A 16,496-nucleotide genomic window follows, 5' to 3' on the forward strand; every position below is an offset into this window, starting at 1 on the left:
ATAAAATCTATATTGGTAAATTAGTGGGTTATTTCTCATGGGATATCAGTTTTCCATGGGTACGATAGGATCGTACAAAGGAACTAGCATAACTTTAATCTTGGTCGATCGGTTTATTATCTGGCTCTGAAGTTATAATCTTTAGCATGCTGACTACTTTTTCTCGGTCAAAAGCATGACCCACTTCGGGAAGTACTTCAATATTTGCATTGGCATCAAGATATGTCAGCTCCTCTTTTAGCAGGCGAACAGGATTTTCAAGAAATATTTGGTCTTTTTCTCCCCCATACACGTTTAGCTTTCCGTTGAGCTTATCTTTAAGATTTTCCCAGTGTTTATTTAGGTAGAGCCTTATATCATAGGACTTCCAATGTTCAATTACAGTTCTGTCAATTTTACCCGTTTCACGATCGAAAAATGGTACTGGCAAGCCATCTTTGCCGCGCGGACTAAATACATATTCAAAAGATCGAATTTGCCCACCTTCTCCTATGGCTTGTTCCATTTGTATGAAATCTCTTGACTTGATTAACGGTTTGCCGCTTAGGGAACGTACAAGCACTCGATCGTAACCCAAATTATCAGTGTAAAAGTTTTGGTCTTTTGCATAGAGGTTAATGCGATGAAAATCTCTGAAATCTATTGAGTCAGGTGCAAAACTCCATGTTGACGCAAACTCATCTGGATATTTCACTTGAAGCCATAAGCTTGACCAGCCACCAGATGAGATGCCCGTTAAGTAGCGTTTTGAAGCGCCCGCGCCTCTGAACCGGCCGTCTATCTTAGGGACGATCTCTTCCACCAACATGGTGCCCCACGGGCCTGTATTGGCTGAGTCAGCAAAGACGCTATGTCCGCCGTAGTTCATGGCGTTTACTGACACTGTAATAAATTTGTCGAAGTACTCCTGATGCCGTTTGATAATACGTAATACTTCTAGTTCGCTCCCGCCCATCCCGGAAATATAGTAGAGCACAGGCCACTTCTTATTCGTGCTGTGTTGCCAATCCTTTGGAAGATGAACGGCGACGTCGACTGAATAGGGTTGTTTGTGGAATTTGCTTAAAAGCGAGCTGTGATGACTGAATAATTTAAGCTGAGAACTTTCGGCAGGTTTTTCAGGGTATAAAGGTGAATGTTGGTCAATCGATTTATTGACTAGAACGAATAAGTTGAGATTTTCATGGCTATCGGAATCGAGCAGAATAGGGTCACTGTACAAATTACCGATACTTGTAAATGGGTCAGCGTCCCGCCTGTTGACTCTTGCAAGAACCTGAAGTTCATAGGCCGTAGGCAATTTAGTTGCTGCCTTATTATAACGAATATCATTGCGATCGATAATAAGTTCGGACTGGCCATCCCATTGGTAAACGTCTTTTGAAATTATTTCTATGGGTTTAAACCAGTAGTTTGTTTTCAGCGGCATGGTGTCTTTCGTTTGTGGCGATATGACGACATAGATTTTTCCTGAGAATGGGGTTTCAAGTAAGCCGTCTTCGATTTTTATTGAAACGCCGGAACTTGCCTCTAGCGCAGTGCAGGCGAGTAGAATTGCTATCACTATTTGCGTTTTTATCCTGCGAAGATCTGAAGTTAAGGGTGTTAGCGTCATGTCAAAATCATCCTTTGGTTGCTGCTTTATCTAGAAAACGCACTCTGCTTCAACAAAGAACAGTATCTACCTGGGTTGTTGTTAATTAAACAGCTTTACGACCCTATTAACATGCAAAAGTAGGTTCTACTGGTTACTGTTTACCAATTATTAACAGCCAGTACGTTTAATGATTGTTTATGAGCAATAAATCATTATTTTCTAGGTTGTCATGTATTCCAGAATGTGGAAGTTTATGCGCGTAAATTTACATTGGCTAAATTGTCGATTGTTATCAAGGTGTATCTTTTCATTAGATAAATTGAGCATCTGTTGGTTGAATAAGTCAGCGTATTGCTTGCAATGACGAGCAGTTTTCCCTGTAGAGCGATAATGGCTGGTTTCTGCGTGGGCAAAGCTTAGGGTCGAAGCTGCTAACATTATCAATACAATTCATTTAAATATGATGATGTCCATTGTTATTAAATTGTTTTTCCGCTGAACGCGTTCAAACCTAAAATGGTTATGTTTCCGTTAAGTGTACTACTACTCTTAGTGCTTATGCTCTTGTGATGATTATTTAGAATTCGATGGCAGTCGATATCGCTATCGAGGTGGCAGTATTGTCAATGCACGTTTAAGGCCGCTATTCTGGCTAATAGTATGTTTTAAATGGGTTTTTATGGTCGCGCTATTTTGCTAATTACTGTGTTGATTTTTTGAATTGTCGAGTTGAATCATTTCTTCATATTGAGCGTGTGCAACTATTTCAAATTGATATTAGATTCAGCATTAGTTTTCGCGACTTATAGTTCAAGGTTAGTCAGGCACAGAATGACTAAATGGGGTGGCAGGCTATAACCGATAATCTCGGGGGCTATATTTTAATGATATAGCTTATCAATATATTTTTAACCGAAGGGTGGCCTAGAAGGATAGCCTAAATGATTTATCTGAAATATATGATCGTAATGGTTGTGTTTTATGCCGGTGCTGGCGTTGCTATTTCATCCGAGCAATCGACCTATTACAAAGGTCCCGTTATTGACGCCCACCTTCATGCCTATAGCCAAGGCAATCCCATTTTGGGTGCTACTCATGCCGATCCCTCAACGGGCCGGGTGTTTGTAGGTGCAAAGGATGAGCGTGAGCTTAAAGAAGAGACCTTTAAGCGGTTAAAAAAATACAATATTGTCAAGGCGATGATGTCAACAAACGAACAGTGGAAAGTCGATAATCCTAAGTTGTTTATTCATGGTTATGGTGGCAGCTATACCGTTGAAGAGATGAGAGAAAAGCATAAGCTTGGGTTGCTGGAAGTTATAGGTGAAATGGCGCCTAATTATCACGGTTTAATGCCAAATGACGATCAAATTCTTCCATATTTTGATTTGGCTGAGGAACTCGATGTCCCTATTGCCTTTCATATGTATCCTGGTGGGCCTCAAGGTGGTGCCTATAGTATGTTTCCCAAGACTCGAGCGAGTCACGTAAAACCCCTTGCGTTGGAGGAAATTCTATTGAAACGGCCAACCATGCGAATCTACATAATGCATGGTGGTTGGCCCTATTTAGAAGATATAAAAGCTTTGATGTACGCACATCCTCAGGTTTATGTGGATATCGGTGTGCTGTCATTCACCTTACCGCGTTCAGAAGTGCATAATTTTCTGAAATCACTAGTGGTTGCCGGTTTCGGTAAGAGGATTATGTTCGGTTCAGATCAAATGGTTTGGCCAGAAATCATAGATATGGCAATAGAAGATGTACAAACTGCCAGTTTTCTATCGCCAGAACAAAAAGCCGATATATTCTATTTTAACGCAGCACGTTTTTTCAGATTGGGCGAGGCAGAAATAGCCAGGCATCACGCTGTTGTTAATAATTAAATTTAATGGAGAGGGTATGTATTGCTTAAGGTTTATATTCGTCTTTACGTGGATGCTGCTATCAATTGATAGCGTCCACGCTAGTGCTGAAAGTACGTACCTTGAAGATCCGGAAGGGTGTGCCGGAGTTATACAAAGCATCGAGGATTGGAACGTCGCATTCAAATCTGGCGATCTTGAGGTGCTGGGAAGTTTATATGACGGTGGCGCACAGCTTTTTCCTCCTAATCAAAATGTCGTTGATGGTAGGTTAGCTATCATGGAATTTCTAGCCGGCGCAGTGTCTGCAGGTGTCTATGTCCAGCAGAATACTACCGAGATTAGGTGTATGAATGAATTTTCTTACGAAATCGGTGTGGCTAAATCATTTGTGAAAGATGGCGAGACAAGCGCTACTGTTAGGCAAGTGGATTCAAGTAGATATCTCGTAATCTGGAGGAAAATTGATGGTAGTTGGCTGATCTATCGCGATATTTGGAACGTGATTTAAGTTGATGCAGTAGAATGTAGGTCTCCCATTGGCGGTGCACTCTTCTTGATTGGCGATTAAGTATCTTATCTACTTTTTTACTATTGAAAGTGCAGCGCATACTCCTCGATCTGATGCTGATGGCGCATCAGATCGGAATATGCGTAATAAATTTCTAGTAATTTATTACGCTAGACGCACCTTGATATTATTGGTGCGCCCTGCCCAGTGGTTGCGCAGCCGCCACTGTAGACTTGCGTGACATGTGTCCGGGATTTGCCATCTGTTGCGGCTCTTGAGCAATGAGTGTATCGCCTGCTTGCTGCTGTGCTAACTGTTTTCGTTTGTGCGCGGCGCGTTGTTTTCGTCGTTTGCACCACAGGGTGATGCCCGTTAGCGCCAGTATCAGCGGCGATGCTCCCAGTAGCGCCCATATTACTTTGGAAAAAATCCCGGCAAAATCGCCAAAGTGCAGTCGTCGGTAGCTGTCAACGATGTGTGCGCCGAGGCTTGCGGTGCGAATATCGTAGCTAGCGATGTATTCGCCTGTCTGTGCAGAAAATGTGACGGTGCTGGCGTATTCGCTGGTGAGTATGTTGCCCGTCGGCACGTCCCCCCAGAATGTGATATTAGCGCCGGGCTCCCAGGGCAGAGAGAGGTAGGTGGTTGTAAATCCTTCGATGTGACTTTCCGCACGCGTGCGCAGCGCATCCAAGGAAATACGGTTGCTGTACAAGCGCGATTGCATGGTGTGGTGTTCAAACCCGTCGGCGTGTTCTTCGTATTCATGTAACAGGCTTGCAATATTCCACCAGGCACCGGTGAAGGCGAGAATTAATAGCAAGGGTGCGCTAACGATGCCCACCATTTTGTGTAAGTCGGAAAAGTAAACCACGAGGCGGCTGTTCCACCGAAGGGTGAAGAAGTTGCGCCAAAACTTGCGGTGCAGGTAGATGCCTGTGCTGCCCAGGAGTAGCAGGGCAATGGCAAATACGCTGGCTACCGCCATACCCGCATCTTCCAGTAGCAAGGTGTAGTGCAATTCCAGCAGCCAATCGGTGAAGTAATGATCATGGGGTTTCGGGGGCGTCAGCAGTTGCCCGGTGTAGGGATTGAGGTGTAGATAGGACCATTCGCTGGTGCCTTTTTCGATCACATAGGTGACATCCGCACGTCCCGCATCTTGATAGAGCACCCAGCCAACGGCCTCGTAATTGGGGTGCGCGCGGTTGATGCTCGCGAGCAGCGAATCCAAGGGAAGGCGCGCGCCGCCCACCGGCACGCGAACCTTGTCTTGCATTAACACACTGTCTATTTCGTGTTTGAAAACGAGAATGCTGCCGGTCACGCAGATGACCAGTAACGGGATAAATGTGAACAGCGCCGCCCAGCTATGAATTTTGAACAGAGATTTGTTCAGTTTTTTGCCCAACCTTTGTGTCACCTGCTACCTCAATTTTTCATTGTCTATTGGTGGTGCTAGTTAAACGGTTAAAGGGAGCGGGGCTCCCTTGTGTGTGGCGTTTAATTTGGAGTTAGAGCTGCCAGCGAGCGCTCAGCGCGACAGTGCGAGGCGCGGCATACCAGGCCTGCTCGTATTTCACGGAGTTGAAATATTTTTCATTGGTGAGATTGTCTAGGTTCAGTGCCAGAGTGAGGTCTTCTATCACCTGATAGGCGCCATAGAGTCCGAGCACCGCGTAGCTGCCTTGTTTAATGCGGCCGTAGCCCGAGTCAAAATAAATGTCGTCCTGCCAGCGAAGTGACGCACCGGCCGTTAAACTGTCCAGTTGGGTGGGTTGCCAGCTCAGCAGCATTTTTGCGGTATTGCGAGGAATAAAGCTGCGCGCGTCTTCACCTTGCTGGTCTTTCAGGCTTAAGTGGGTCGCACCGGCCTGCAGGGTTAAGGTGTCGGTAAGTGCGCCGGTATACTCAATCTCTATGCCTTCAGATTCCACATCCACACCGCGATAGATCGCGTAGTTGAAGTCGTCGCTATAGTCGGTGTCGTCGACGCCGTCACCGTCACCATAGGCTTTGAATTCTTGAAGATTGGATTGCTCGGTGCGAAACACTGCCAACGACAGCAAGCTGGTAGCAAATGATTTTTTCACGCCGATTTCGTAACTCCGGCCCTCGGCGGAGCCCAGCGATTGAAGGTCTTCACCTAGCACGTACTGCGGTTGGTAGATGTCACTGAAGCTGGCGTAGGCATTAACACCGTCTAATAATTCCCACGTAACGCCCACGTAGGGGCTGGAACCGTCTTCATTGCTGTCGGTGGCAACGCCATAGCTGTCGCCTTCGTTGGTGTAGTCCACCGCATTAACGCCAAGGATCAAGTTGAAACTGTGGGTGAGTGCGAGTCGAACCGAGCCATACACGCGGTTGAGGTCGATGTCTTGATGTGCCGCCAAGGCGGGCGCGGCAAAAGTAGGGCGGGCCACTTCGTCGCCGGTCCAACCGGGGAACGCGGGCATGGCCTGGAAGCCGGTGAGCGCAGCATGGGAGAAAGATTTTGCATCGCTGCGGGCGGCAGTGGCGCCCATATTGATGGCGTGTTCCTGGCCCCAAGCGTCAAAACTGCCTTGTAGGTTGGCATCCAGTACGCGGCTTGTGCGCTGGTCGTCGTACTTACCGGGGTAGCTCAATAAGCCTAGGCCGGTTTCCGAATTCAGCCCGGTATTGGCGTAGATGTAAAAGAGCTCGGAGTTTTCGCTGTAGTCGGTGTGTGTGCCCGTGGCGGTCAGGCGCCAAGCATCGTTGATTTGCCAACCCAATTCTAAAAAGCTTTCCTCTCTGAGGGTGTTCCAATGCGTCCAGTCCATGGTGGTGCTGGTGTCGATGGCGTAGTCCGCTTGGCGTCCGTCATTGTAAATAACCGGCAGCGCCCCCCAGAGCACGCCGTCACTCTTGTTATCTTGGTGGGCGTAGCCGGCCGTGACTGTGAGGTTGGATGTGAGTTGCCCATCCACAATGATCGAGCCCACAAGGCGGTCGTTGCGGTAGTGATCCAGCCAGCTGTCAGCTTCGCTGTACACGCCGACCACCCGGGTGGCCCAGCTACCGGAGTCCGTTAGCGGCTTCGACACATCCAGTTCCGCGCGGTGCTGGCCATAATTTCCGACCGATACATTGGCGCTGCCAGCCAAAGTGTTGGTGGGTCGCTTGCGCACGTAATTTACGGTGCCAGAGGGATTGCCAAGGCCGGTGATTAGCCCATTTGAGCCCTTGATGACTTCCACCTTGTCATACAAAAAGGTGTCCAGATCGCCCACTATCAAAGTGCCAAACGGCAGGCCAATGCCATCGGTGTGCATGCTGGTTATGTCGAAGCCGCGGGCGTTGTAGTAGGTGCGATCCGTCTCGGCCGCATCCACATTAACCCCGGGCGTCATGTGGAGCAGGGTATTCACATCATTAAGGCCAAAGGCCTCAATGGTCTCGGCGCCGATGATCGACAGCGATTGCGGCGTATCAAAGGCATCCATGTCCAACCCAGTGGCGCCGCGGCTCTTGCGATCGGCACGAATGGCAGTGATGGTAATTTCTTCGCTAAAGCCGGCGCTGGCGCCGGCTGAGGTTTCGGCCGACGCCGGTGTGGTGATGCCTGCCAACAGGGCATTCGCGGCGATAACCGCTAGGGTAAGGGCGTTCTTCATAGGTTTCCCCCAAGGAGTGGTATTGAGTCAGGGGCGGCATACTAGCATTTAATAAACGTAATGAGAACGGTTATCGTTTGTGTTTGTGGTGAGGGTGGCAAGTGAGGTAAGGGTGGATGGGTTGGCAGTTGGTGTGGATTGATACGAGGTGTGTAGGGTTGGGGCTGGTGCCCAAACAGGCGTTGGGCTGGTAGGGGCTGCACACGCTGATTAGTTTGGTTTTAGCTGTGTGTATTTGCAGCGCTAACCTTTCCCAGTATGGCCGATTGCATTCAGCGTTCTAGATTTTGCTTGGGATACCCACGATTTCTTATGCGGCGAGTATCATTTTTGCGTTACGGTGGGTGTCCCGTTATGCTGTTAATATTATCTGAGTCATTTAGCGCTTAATTGACATCCGCAATCCGTGCCTCGCTGCCACTAGCACGGATGTGCTTTTTGATGGTTCAGGAGTGCTTTCCAAATTCGTTCCAAGTGATAATATCATTACTAATAAATTTGGTATCGTAATCCTTTTTATAAAATGCTGCCCAAGATTGCCGAGGATGAAACCAGTCTAGTAACTTAAAGTTAAATCCGTGCTTTAAAGCCAGCTTTGACACTGTTTCTGGTATAAATTTTACACAGCCTGGATATATCCAACCTTGATCGCTACTGTCTTTTTCGTCAATTAGAAATGTGGCGAGTAAAATTCCATCATCTTTTAGATGGTATGATGCATCCGAAAGCCATTTGTCCAGCAAGTCTAAGCCAGTATGACTAAATATTGATTGTGCAAAGGCGTAATCGATATTTAGTGGCAGGTTAAATTCTTTCATTGAGTCACAATATGAAAAAGTTGGTTTTTTAAGTTTTACCAAGTCTCTACCAATTTCATTTTTGATCCCATCCTCAACTAGCCATTTGTTCGGCTCAATACCAATATAATTGTTCTTGTTTAAGTAGGGAATTAAGAGTCTGCCATTTCTTAAGGAACCACAACCAATATCTAATACTCTATGGTCTTGGCGAAGTCCGATGCATGTCAGAAGATTAAAAACCATCGCTGATATAAGATCGTAATCTTTCGGGGGTCCAACATATGCACGATAATGGTTGTCACCAGGTTTCAAGTTTAGCCCTAAATTTTCTTCACGATTATTTTTAAATATTTTACTAAACATTTATTATTCCTAGATTGTTCGATGTTGCTGCCAAAGAATAAAAGATCATTATGCAGCCTTGGCTACCAAATTTTTAAGCTTGATTGATTTTATGTTGTCGTTTACGGAATGTCTTCTCTCGCGCTCATATAAATTACAAGGTGTACAGGATACTGGATATCGTTGATTCAATCGAGTAGTAGTCCTTGGCGTGTGTCAGTAGTAATTGAGGTGTGCACTCGTTTCAAACTGACCATCGCTTCGTCAGATGCATCGTGGATACCCATCTTGAGCCCGCTAATTTGGATGTCCCCATAGGCTGACGGGTTAGGATTTCTTTAGCGTGGATGCTCTCTTAGGGTAACGGGTTTCGCCAGATGGCCTAATGCTTATGGTGTGGGCTGGCTCTTAGACTATTTTCCGGGACTCGTATCTTAAACGTGACCTCCGAATAGCATTATTCCGCTCTCGACCACACCAGCCCTGCGGCAATGGCAGACAGTAGTAGTACCTGACAGGAGACCAGTGTTAGAAATTTTCCAATTGGGTGCCCAGGTACGCCTTTGGCGAGTAAAAATGCTAAGTAGATGGCGCATGCAGCGTTGAAGCTCAGTGACGCGTACATCGCCCGTGAGCGACCACGCCACAGGCCGATGGTCAGTGTTAAATTGGCAATACAACCACACGCCAAAACCAGCCCCGGAAACAGTAGCGACCAAACGTGTGCCGATATTTCGCCCGATTCCAGGGGCAGTGTTGGCCATACCGCTATCAGGTGTCCCGATGCGCCGGCCAATAAAAACGAGCCCAGCAACAAGCCGGTAACGGCCGCAAGCCGGTACAGATCGTTGTCGATGGCGTTTTGTTCAGTAGCCGACATGGCGATCTCCAATTTTTACCAGTCCACATTCGTAGGCAAATACCACCGCTTGGGCGCGATCACGCAACCCTAACTTGGAAAGTAGGCTGGAGACGTGGCTCTTTACGGTGGCTGCGCCAATATGTAACTGGTTTGCAATTTCGGCATTGTTTTTACCATCTGCCAGTGCTGTAAGCACATCTTGCTCGCGCGCAGTCAGACGTTCAAGCCGAGTGGCGAGCGTTGTGTTTACGCTGCTGGGTTCACTGAACTGTTGGATTAAGCGCTGTGTAATAGCGGGCGATAACATGGCGCCGCCGTCGGCGACCGTGCGCACGGCTTCAACCAATTGCTCCGGCGGAATGTCTTTCAGCACAAACCCACTGGCGCCCGCCCGCAATGCGCGGTAAACGTATTCGTCTGGATCAAAGGTGGTGAGAATAATCACGCGCGCAGTGCAATCTTCTTCGGCAAGAATTTTTGCAGTGGCTTCAAGGCCGTCCATCTCGGGCATGCGAATATCCATGAGAATAACGTCCGGAGAAAACGTGCCGGCGGCCGCAATTGCCTCCAGTCCGTTACCGGCTTCGGCCACCACGTCGATGTCGGGTTCGTGCCCCAGCACCATGGCAAAGCCTCGGCGCACCAGTGCCTGATCATCCACCACCATGACTTTAAGCATTGTTGTCTCCTGACGTTCTGGGCAATGTGGCGCTCACCTCAAAGCCACCCGTTTCAGTTGCGGTGGCAACAAACGTACCGCCCAATAATTCCACGCGCTCGCGCATGCCGATTAATCCATGACCGGATGTACTACTGCGCGAGGGGCCTTGGCCGTTATCGCGCACGGTCACGCGCAGGCTGTTTTTATGGCTTTCAATAGCAACGCTCACTTGTACGTTTTGCCCCGCGTGTTTTACCACGTTAGTTAGCGCTTCTTGCACCAGTCGATAGAGGGTGAGATCTAGCCGCGCGGGCAACTCGGCAAGCGAATCGTCACAGCGAAACGTCACCTGCGGGCCGACATTATTCACCTGTTCAATCAACGCCGGTAGGTCGTGCACGCCCGGTTGTGGTACAAGTTCAACGCTTGCGTGTTGCGGTCGCAACACGCTCAATAGTTGGCGCATTTCTGTCAAGGCGCGACGGCCAGCTTCTTCCACCGCTGCCATGGCTTGCATGGCCGCTTGTGGATCAGTGCGGGCAATGGTTCTGGCGGCTCCTGCCTGTACTGTCATTAAACTGAGTTGATGGGCCACCACGTCGTGCATTTCACGCGCAATACGGCTGCGTTCTGCCACTACAGCGCGCTCGGCTTCTGCATGCTGTTCGCGCTCTAGATGGTGTGCTCGCTCTTCGAGTAGGCGCAGATATTCCGCGCGAAATCGTAGGCGCCGGCCAACATACCAGATGCACGCGGCCAGCACCGCGGTCATGGTGCCGCCCGCGGTAAGCGGATTGATGACCGCGCGATCGAGCAAAATGAACAGCACTGCCGCAAGCACGCCCAACAAGCTCGCCGTTCGCCGAGCTTCATAGCGCCCCAAACTGTAGAGCGAAACAGCTAACGCCACGACCCCATGCACTGGCGTGGCGAAGTAAATGGTCACCGTGGCTAGCATCGCCAACGCGTGCACTTGCCACGGGTGGCTGCGACGCCACAGCAAAGCAACGCTCGCCGAAAAAACCAATAACACGGCGGCCACATCGGTGAAGTGCTCCAGCCTAAGCAATTCGCGCCCGGACCGGCTAGACCACATGATGAGTGTCATCAGCAGTGACAGTACTGCCAGCGTGAGGTCGGTGAGTTGGGGCCAGCGTTGAAATGGCCCACGCAGGGGTCGCCACACAGCACCTAAATTCACGGGCGTGGTTAGAGGCGCGGAAGATGCGGTGGTTGGATTAGGTTTGGCAGGCTCACTCATCCACCCATGCTAAACCAGACGCCGCATGGGTGTCATGCAACTCTTGGGGGAGTGGTGGTGGTAGGCCGTCATCCTTTTGGCGGAGATTAAAATCCAGCTGACGGGCGATGTTCCCAATGCGCGGCTAGGCGACCATAGGTCATCAGTAACTAGCTTGGACAGGAATCCGCAGATGTCAGATATCGCTTTGCAACAACAAATCATGCCGCGCATACAGCTAGACCGAATAGTTCCCATGGCGGTAACCACCTGGTTTTCAATTGCAGCCGTTGGTCACTGGATTTTTTGTGTTTACATAGTGGCTGCTTTTTTCCCGCCCATCGCTGAAAACGGCATGCAGGGATTGAAGGGCATGCACTTACCTTCGGGGTTTAATGAGGGCGATTTTATCGGAAATATAGCAGCCATCAGCCACGTTTTGCTCGCATCAATAATTATTGGCGGCGGGCCCTTGCAGTTAATTCCCGCTGTGCGCAATCGCTTTCCGCGTTTCCACAGGGTGCTCGGCCGCTGCTATTTAGTGGCAGCCGTAACTTCGGCTTTGGTTGGGCTGTATATGACGTGGACGCGCAGTGCCATTGGCGATGTCATTTCTCACATTGGTATCTCTGGCGATGCAGTGCTCATTCTAGTGTGCGCTTTAATGGCCGTTCGCCACGCCATGGCCCGTCGTTTTGTAGAGCATCGCCGTTGGGCGCTGCGCTTGTTTTTAGTCGCCAGCGCCGTGTGGTTTTCTCGTGTCGGTTTGATGGGGTGGGTGATGCTTACGGGCGGCGTCGGCGTTGATTTCAAAACCTTTACCGGACCGTTTTTGTACTTTCTTGGCTTTGCCAATTACCTGCTGCCGCTGGGCATGCTGCAGTGGTACTTTCACTGCCAGCAAGGCGCTGCGCCTTGGGTGAAATCAGCGTTCGTCGTGTCGCTTGGGTTGCTCACGATCTATATGGCGGTTGGCATCTTTGCGGCAACGATGGGGCTGTGGTTGCCTCGGATGTAGGGATTTCGATGAAGGGGCATGAAATTCGCCCACTTGCTCTCTATAAGAGGGTAGTTGGACTATGTAGGTTACTAATAGACTGGCGCCCCAGCAGCGTGCGCCATATCCAGTTCTGCAACCTTCTGTTGTAATTCTTCAACTGTCAAATCTCGTCCGCCGTGGGGTTGAGACTGTATCCACTTAAATAACATCTTGCGAATATGGCCAGTTTGCTCAATACATAATTGTGGTTCTCGAACCCAGACCGGCGGGCTGAAATTAGCAGGAGGTGTGTACCAATAACAATAGGAATAGTTTCTAGATTCAAGATAGTTGTCGATCAGGTAACCCATTGGCAGGCGAATAACTAGAGCCGCAACTGACATAGCAATAGCCCCATTTACGGTAAACTGGAAGCTTTTGCCCTTTTCTTTGTCCAGTAACCTAAGCAGCAATCCCCAAGCCATAAAAATGAAAACGAATGCAGCTAGAACTAGCGGGATCGCCCAGGGAGATAATGCGACAACAGACGCTCTGCTATTTATCAAGCCTATATTTCTAATAAATTCCGGCAAGCCGATAAATACAATTCTATAGGCGATAGCAAGACTAATTAGAATAAAAAATACACACTTAGCACGATAGAAAAGGTTTTTATCTTCTGGCAACGAATCATTTTCAGACGTCATTGAAACCTTCCAAAATACGGAACACCGAATAACTTATGCATAAATCCAACTGGGTCTTCGTTAGCATGATTAAGTCCACGCTTAATTTCTCGATCTAATCTATTAAATTCACTAGCAAGCCTGCTCTCGGCGACAATAAGCCTTACCGCCATTCTTTCTGCTACCTGATACTGACTCGCTAGATCGTTTAGATACCACGTAGCAGCAGCTCCCGCAATCACAACTAAGAGAATAGGCCCAACTGCCGCCATCGCTGCGCCGCCAATAAACATGGATGTAACGCCCCATGCTATCGCCCCGCCAGTTACAGCAGATACAACATCAACTGTGACGCCAGCCAAAAAAGTGTGCCAAGTGGCGCTATCATTTAGCATCTGATCTAGAGAATGAAAGGCAACAGAAAAAATTACCGATAGCAAAAATCCACTTCTTATGGTGTCGGCCGCTCCTAGTTTACCAATCCCCATGCTGACCACTTTTGGATTGTTGGCTAAATAGTGGCTTGCAGTGAGGTGTTGCCTTAACCCTGCGTATCCGGCAATAACAACATACGCTTTGCCTCCATGGTAATTAACTCGGTATTTGGAGTACGCCCCGCCGCCTTTATGTAAGTCAGAGGCGAGCTTTGTCAGTTTCCGTGCATCTGAGAAAACAGGTAGATATGAACCAATCTCTTTACCCGTGCCTTTATTTTGATCCCAAGAGTGTTTGATTGCTGCTGGGTTTGCTGTGGGTAACCCCGCAATGCCGTCAATCCAAGACAACGCATCATTGCGACTCATGCCCTGACTTTCTTTAATCGCTAGGGCATAGTCTAGAAATTCGTCAGAGGTCATAGCCACTAGCGTCGTGTCATTCTTCCGCAACGACATGGCTAGAGCTTGTTCCTGTTGACGTTGTTGTAGGGCGTTTGGCGCGATATGAGTGTAGGGGATGGGGTTTGCCATAATACAGTCCTTTGCATTGAGATCGGTAAATATCTAGCAGTGCGCTAGCTTAGCAGGCAAAAGGCATGTTAATAGTAGAGCCGAGCGGAAACAATGGATGCTGGCGACAAACTGCGACACTATCGTACCAATAGTGATGAAATTCACATTGCCCGCTGTAATCTAGAGGTCGCATGCTCATAGGCTTTGGATATTTTATGTGGTTGGCGGAATGAGTGCGTTATTGTTTCTGTAAATTTTATTTGTTAGATGTTTCTTACTCAGTGGTTATAACAACATTGCCCTTCTTGTGCCCAGTATCCACATGCCTATGTGCCTCCGCTATTTTCTCCAGTGGGTAGGTCTTATCGATGACAGGCATTAATTGTTTAGATTCGTATAGGCGCAAAATTTCATGTAGTCGCTCCTTGCTTTCTACTGCGACTCCACAAATAACCTGTCTATTAAAAAGTGAGCTTATTATAGTGCCGAGGCCGGCATTGATAAGAATGAGTATTCCAGATTTTGATAGCGATTTTTTGCAACCTGCATATGACAAATTACCGACAGCGTCTAGAATCACATCATAAACAACAACATCATTAGCAAATTCATTTTTGGTGTAATCAATCACCTTGTCTGCCCCAAGTGATAACACTAGGTCTCTATTTCCGCCAGAACATATGCCTGTTATTTCGGCCCCGAAACTTTTTGCTAGTTGAACGGCTGCGCTGCCTACAGAACCAGAGGCACCATTTATTAATACCTTACTGCCTTGTTTAATTCTTCCCGTTAAAAAATGCAGTGCCGTTATTCCGCCGAAAATCAAAGCGACAGCATCTGTATGAGAAATTGAGTTTGGTATATTTATAATCGATTTGTTTTCGGCAATGCACGTATACTCAGCGTTGGTGCCTAGCGCCATACCCGTGCTACCAAATACCCGATCGCCTGTTTTAAATAAACTGACGCCTTTACCCACGGCAACGACTTCTCCAGAAAAATCCATTCCAGTTATAGTCTTCCTAGGCTTAAACAAACCAAACGCTAGGCGAGAGGGAAGCCAAAACCCACTGGGGACGTCACATCTTCTCATCCGACTGTCACCCGCAGTCACTGTCGATGCGGCAATTCTAATCAGGACTTCATTATCTTTTGGTATCGGTTTATCAACTTCCTGAACTTGCAGGACATCCGGGGTGCCGTACGCTGTCCATATTGCAGCTTTCATGAGTCACCTTCGCAGTTTGAGCCGTGGTGGAGCACACAAGTATCTTACGCTTATAGCATGTGGATCATGGGGTTCGGTAGCTGGAAAGTAGTAAATAAGTGGGATTATGGTGTTTGGTCCTTTTATCTTAATCGTCAATCATTTATTCCGATACAGGCAAGTGCCCAGCCAAATAAACCAAGGAATCTGGCCTAGGCCAAAAATGAGCGTCATCAATTCAAATGCTGAGTTGCCTTTGAATATCGAGAAAAACGCCAACAGCGTCAGCGTGCCCGCCACGCCCACGGCAAGGCCTAAGTAGTTCAACCAACGGCTGAATATGTGATGCTTGATGCCAATGACGCTGATGATCGCTGTCCACACCGCTCCCACCAATTCAATATCGCCACCCAAACCGCCAGAAACAACACTCACCGATCTCTGCAAAACCAGTGCTGCGTCTGGGTCGGTCGCGTAAAGCCCTGTTAGCGCGTTAATGCTCACCACTTCAATCATGGATGAGGTCAGCACAATGGCCGCCCAAAAGTAACCTGTCGCCGTAGCAAAGGTGGTGAGGTTGGGGGCAACCGAAACCAGCCGTTGATGCATGGCCTGTACTAACACCACCAACGCAAAACTGAATAAAAAACCGGATACAAGCAGGCCCAAGATGTAGCGGTCGCTGTTTTCCGTCATGAACTGCAGGCGGCCCATGGCGCCTTCATAATCCGACGGGTCGAGTACGATCAGAAACAACACGATACCGAAGATGTAGGTCAGGCCTTCTATGATGGCGGCGATACCACCGGATTGTTGTAATGTCATTGCGACCCCTATTTGCGCTGAAGTTGTAGTTGCGGATGTTGGCAGTTTACAGGCTGGCAGATGGATTGCGATTGGATTGCGAGCAAGAGTGCTTGGCGTGGGGTGAAGTGTAGGGTGATGTTATTTGAAGGTATTACGGGGGCGTTCATTTTAAGCGCGTTAGGGTGGGTGTCCCGTTAAGCTGAGGTTGCAGGTGGGTTGGTTTTATGTGGGGTTGTTCATTTTCTTTGTGTGGCCAAAGAGTCGAAGCAACGCGGAGACCATGAGCGTTAGCGAAAGCGACGTTAGGAGCGTTCATACGAACCAGCCGTAGTGCTGCGAAGGCCATGC

14 protein-coding genes are annotated in these 16,496 nt (G+C 48.4%); 3 read left to right on the forward strand and 11 right to left on the reverse strand.

Annotated features, from left to right (window positions below; genetic code table 11):
- Positions 1-94: 94 nt before the first annotated feature.
- Complete coding sequence (locus tag FHS30_RS02755; RefSeq protein WP_183908069.1) at positions 95-1,615, reverse strand: alpha/beta hydrolase-fold protein; 1,521 nt, start codon at positions 1,613-1,615, stop codon at positions 95-97.
- Between the two features lie 923 nt (positions 1,616-2,538).
- Between FHS30_RS02755 and FHS30_RS02760 the strand changes: the two genes are divergently transcribed.
- The gene (locus FHS30_RS02760; protein WP_183908072.1) at positions 2,539-3,483 is read left to right on the forward strand and encodes an amidohydrolase family protein; all 945 of its coding nucleotides are present in this window, start codon (positions 2,539-2,541) and stop codon (positions 3,481-3,483) included.
- A 16-nt stretch (positions 3,484-3,499) separates the two neighbouring features.
- Positions 3,500-3,973, forward strand: a complete 474-nt coding sequence (locus tag FHS30_RS02765) for a YybH family protein (protein WP_221197121.1) — start codon at positions 3,500-3,502, stop codon at positions 3,971-3,973.
- Between the two features lie 187 nt (positions 3,974-4,160).
- On the opposite strand, the gene FHS30_RS02770 is transcribed toward FHS30_RS02765, so the two are convergent.
- From FHS30_RS02770 to FHS30_RS02795, 6 genes are all read right to left on the reverse strand, one after another.
- Entirely contained in the window at positions 4,161-5,396 is a 1,236-nt protein-coding gene (locus FHS30_RS02770; RefSeq protein ID WP_221197122.1) for a PepSY domain-containing protein, read from the reverse strand.
- Between the two features lie 91 nt (positions 5,397-5,487).
- Complete coding sequence (locus FHS30_RS02775; RefSeq protein WP_183908074.1) at positions 5,488-7,614, reverse strand: TonB-dependent siderophore receptor; 2,127 nt, start codon at positions 7,612-7,614, stop codon at positions 5,488-5,490.
- A gap of 446 nt (positions 7,615-8,060) precedes the next feature.
- Positions 8,061-8,777 (reverse strand): class I SAM-dependent methyltransferase, encoded by a 717-nt coding sequence (locus FHS30_RS02780; protein WP_183908075.1) that lies wholly within the window; start codon positions 8,775-8,777, stop codon positions 8,061-8,063.
- A 436-nt stretch (positions 8,778-9,213) separates the two neighbouring features.
- The gene (locus tag FHS30_RS02785) at positions 9,214-9,636 is read right to left on the reverse strand and encodes a hypothetical protein (RefSeq protein ID WP_183908077.1); all 423 of its coding nucleotides are present in this window, start codon (positions 9,634-9,636) and stop codon (positions 9,214-9,216) included.
- Complete coding sequence (locus FHS30_RS02790) at positions 9,623-10,297, reverse strand: response regulator (RefSeq protein ID WP_183908079.1); 675 nt, start codon at positions 10,295-10,297, stop codon at positions 9,623-9,625. Before FHS30_RS02790 ends, FHS30_RS02785 begins: the two co-directional genes overlap by 14 nt.
- A complete protein-coding gene (locus FHS30_RS02795) occupies positions 10,290-11,540 on the reverse strand; it encodes a sensor histidine kinase (protein ID WP_183908081.1) in 1,251 nt (416 codons plus the stop codon). The genes FHS30_RS02790 and FHS30_RS02795 overlap by 8 nt, the downstream gene beginning before the upstream one ends.
- A gap of 172 nt (positions 11,541-11,712) precedes the next feature.
- Between FHS30_RS02795 and FHS30_RS02800 the strand changes: the two genes are divergently transcribed.
- Complete coding sequence (locus FHS30_RS02800; RefSeq protein WP_183908083.1) at positions 11,713-12,537, forward strand: DUF2306 domain-containing protein; 825 nt, start codon at positions 11,713-11,715, stop codon at positions 12,535-12,537.
- 71 nt (positions 12,538-12,608) lie between these two features.
- Here FHS30_RS02800 and FHS30_RS02805 read toward each other — a convergent pair whose 3' ends face one another.
- The 4 genes from FHS30_RS02805 to FHS30_RS02820 all read right to left on the reverse strand — a co-directional run bounded on the left by FHS30_RS02805 (position 12,609) and on the right by FHS30_RS02820 (position 16,166).
- Entirely contained in the window at positions 12,609-13,205 is a 597-nt protein-coding gene (locus FHS30_RS02805) for a hypothetical protein (RefSeq protein WP_183908085.1), read from the reverse strand.
- Positions 13,202-14,152, reverse strand: coding sequence for a hypothetical protein (locus tag FHS30_RS02810; RefSeq protein ID WP_183908087.1), 951 nt, complete (start codon positions 14,150-14,152; stop codon positions 13,202-13,204). Before FHS30_RS02810 ends, FHS30_RS02805 begins: the two co-directional genes overlap by 4 nt.
- A 256-nt stretch (positions 14,153-14,408) precedes the next feature.
- Complete coding sequence (locus FHS30_RS02815; protein ID WP_183908089.1) at positions 14,409-15,362, reverse strand: NAD(P)-dependent alcohol dehydrogenase; 954 nt, start codon at positions 15,360-15,362, stop codon at positions 14,409-14,411.
- 138 nt (positions 15,363-15,500) lie between these two features.
- Positions 15,501-16,166 carry a DUF4386 family protein gene (locus tag FHS30_RS02820; protein WP_183908091.1) on the reverse strand — a complete coding sequence of 222 codons (666 nt, stop codon included), beginning with the start codon at positions 16,164-16,166 and terminating at the stop codon, positions 15,501-15,503.
- Positions 16,167-16,496: the final 330 nt, after the last annotated feature.

The sequence above is a fragment of the Simiduia aestuariiviva genome, from assembly GCF_014192475.1.
Taxonomy (GTDB): domain Bacteria; phylum Pseudomonadota; class Gammaproteobacteria; order Pseudomonadales; family Cellvibrionaceae; genus Simiduia; species Simiduia aestuariiviva.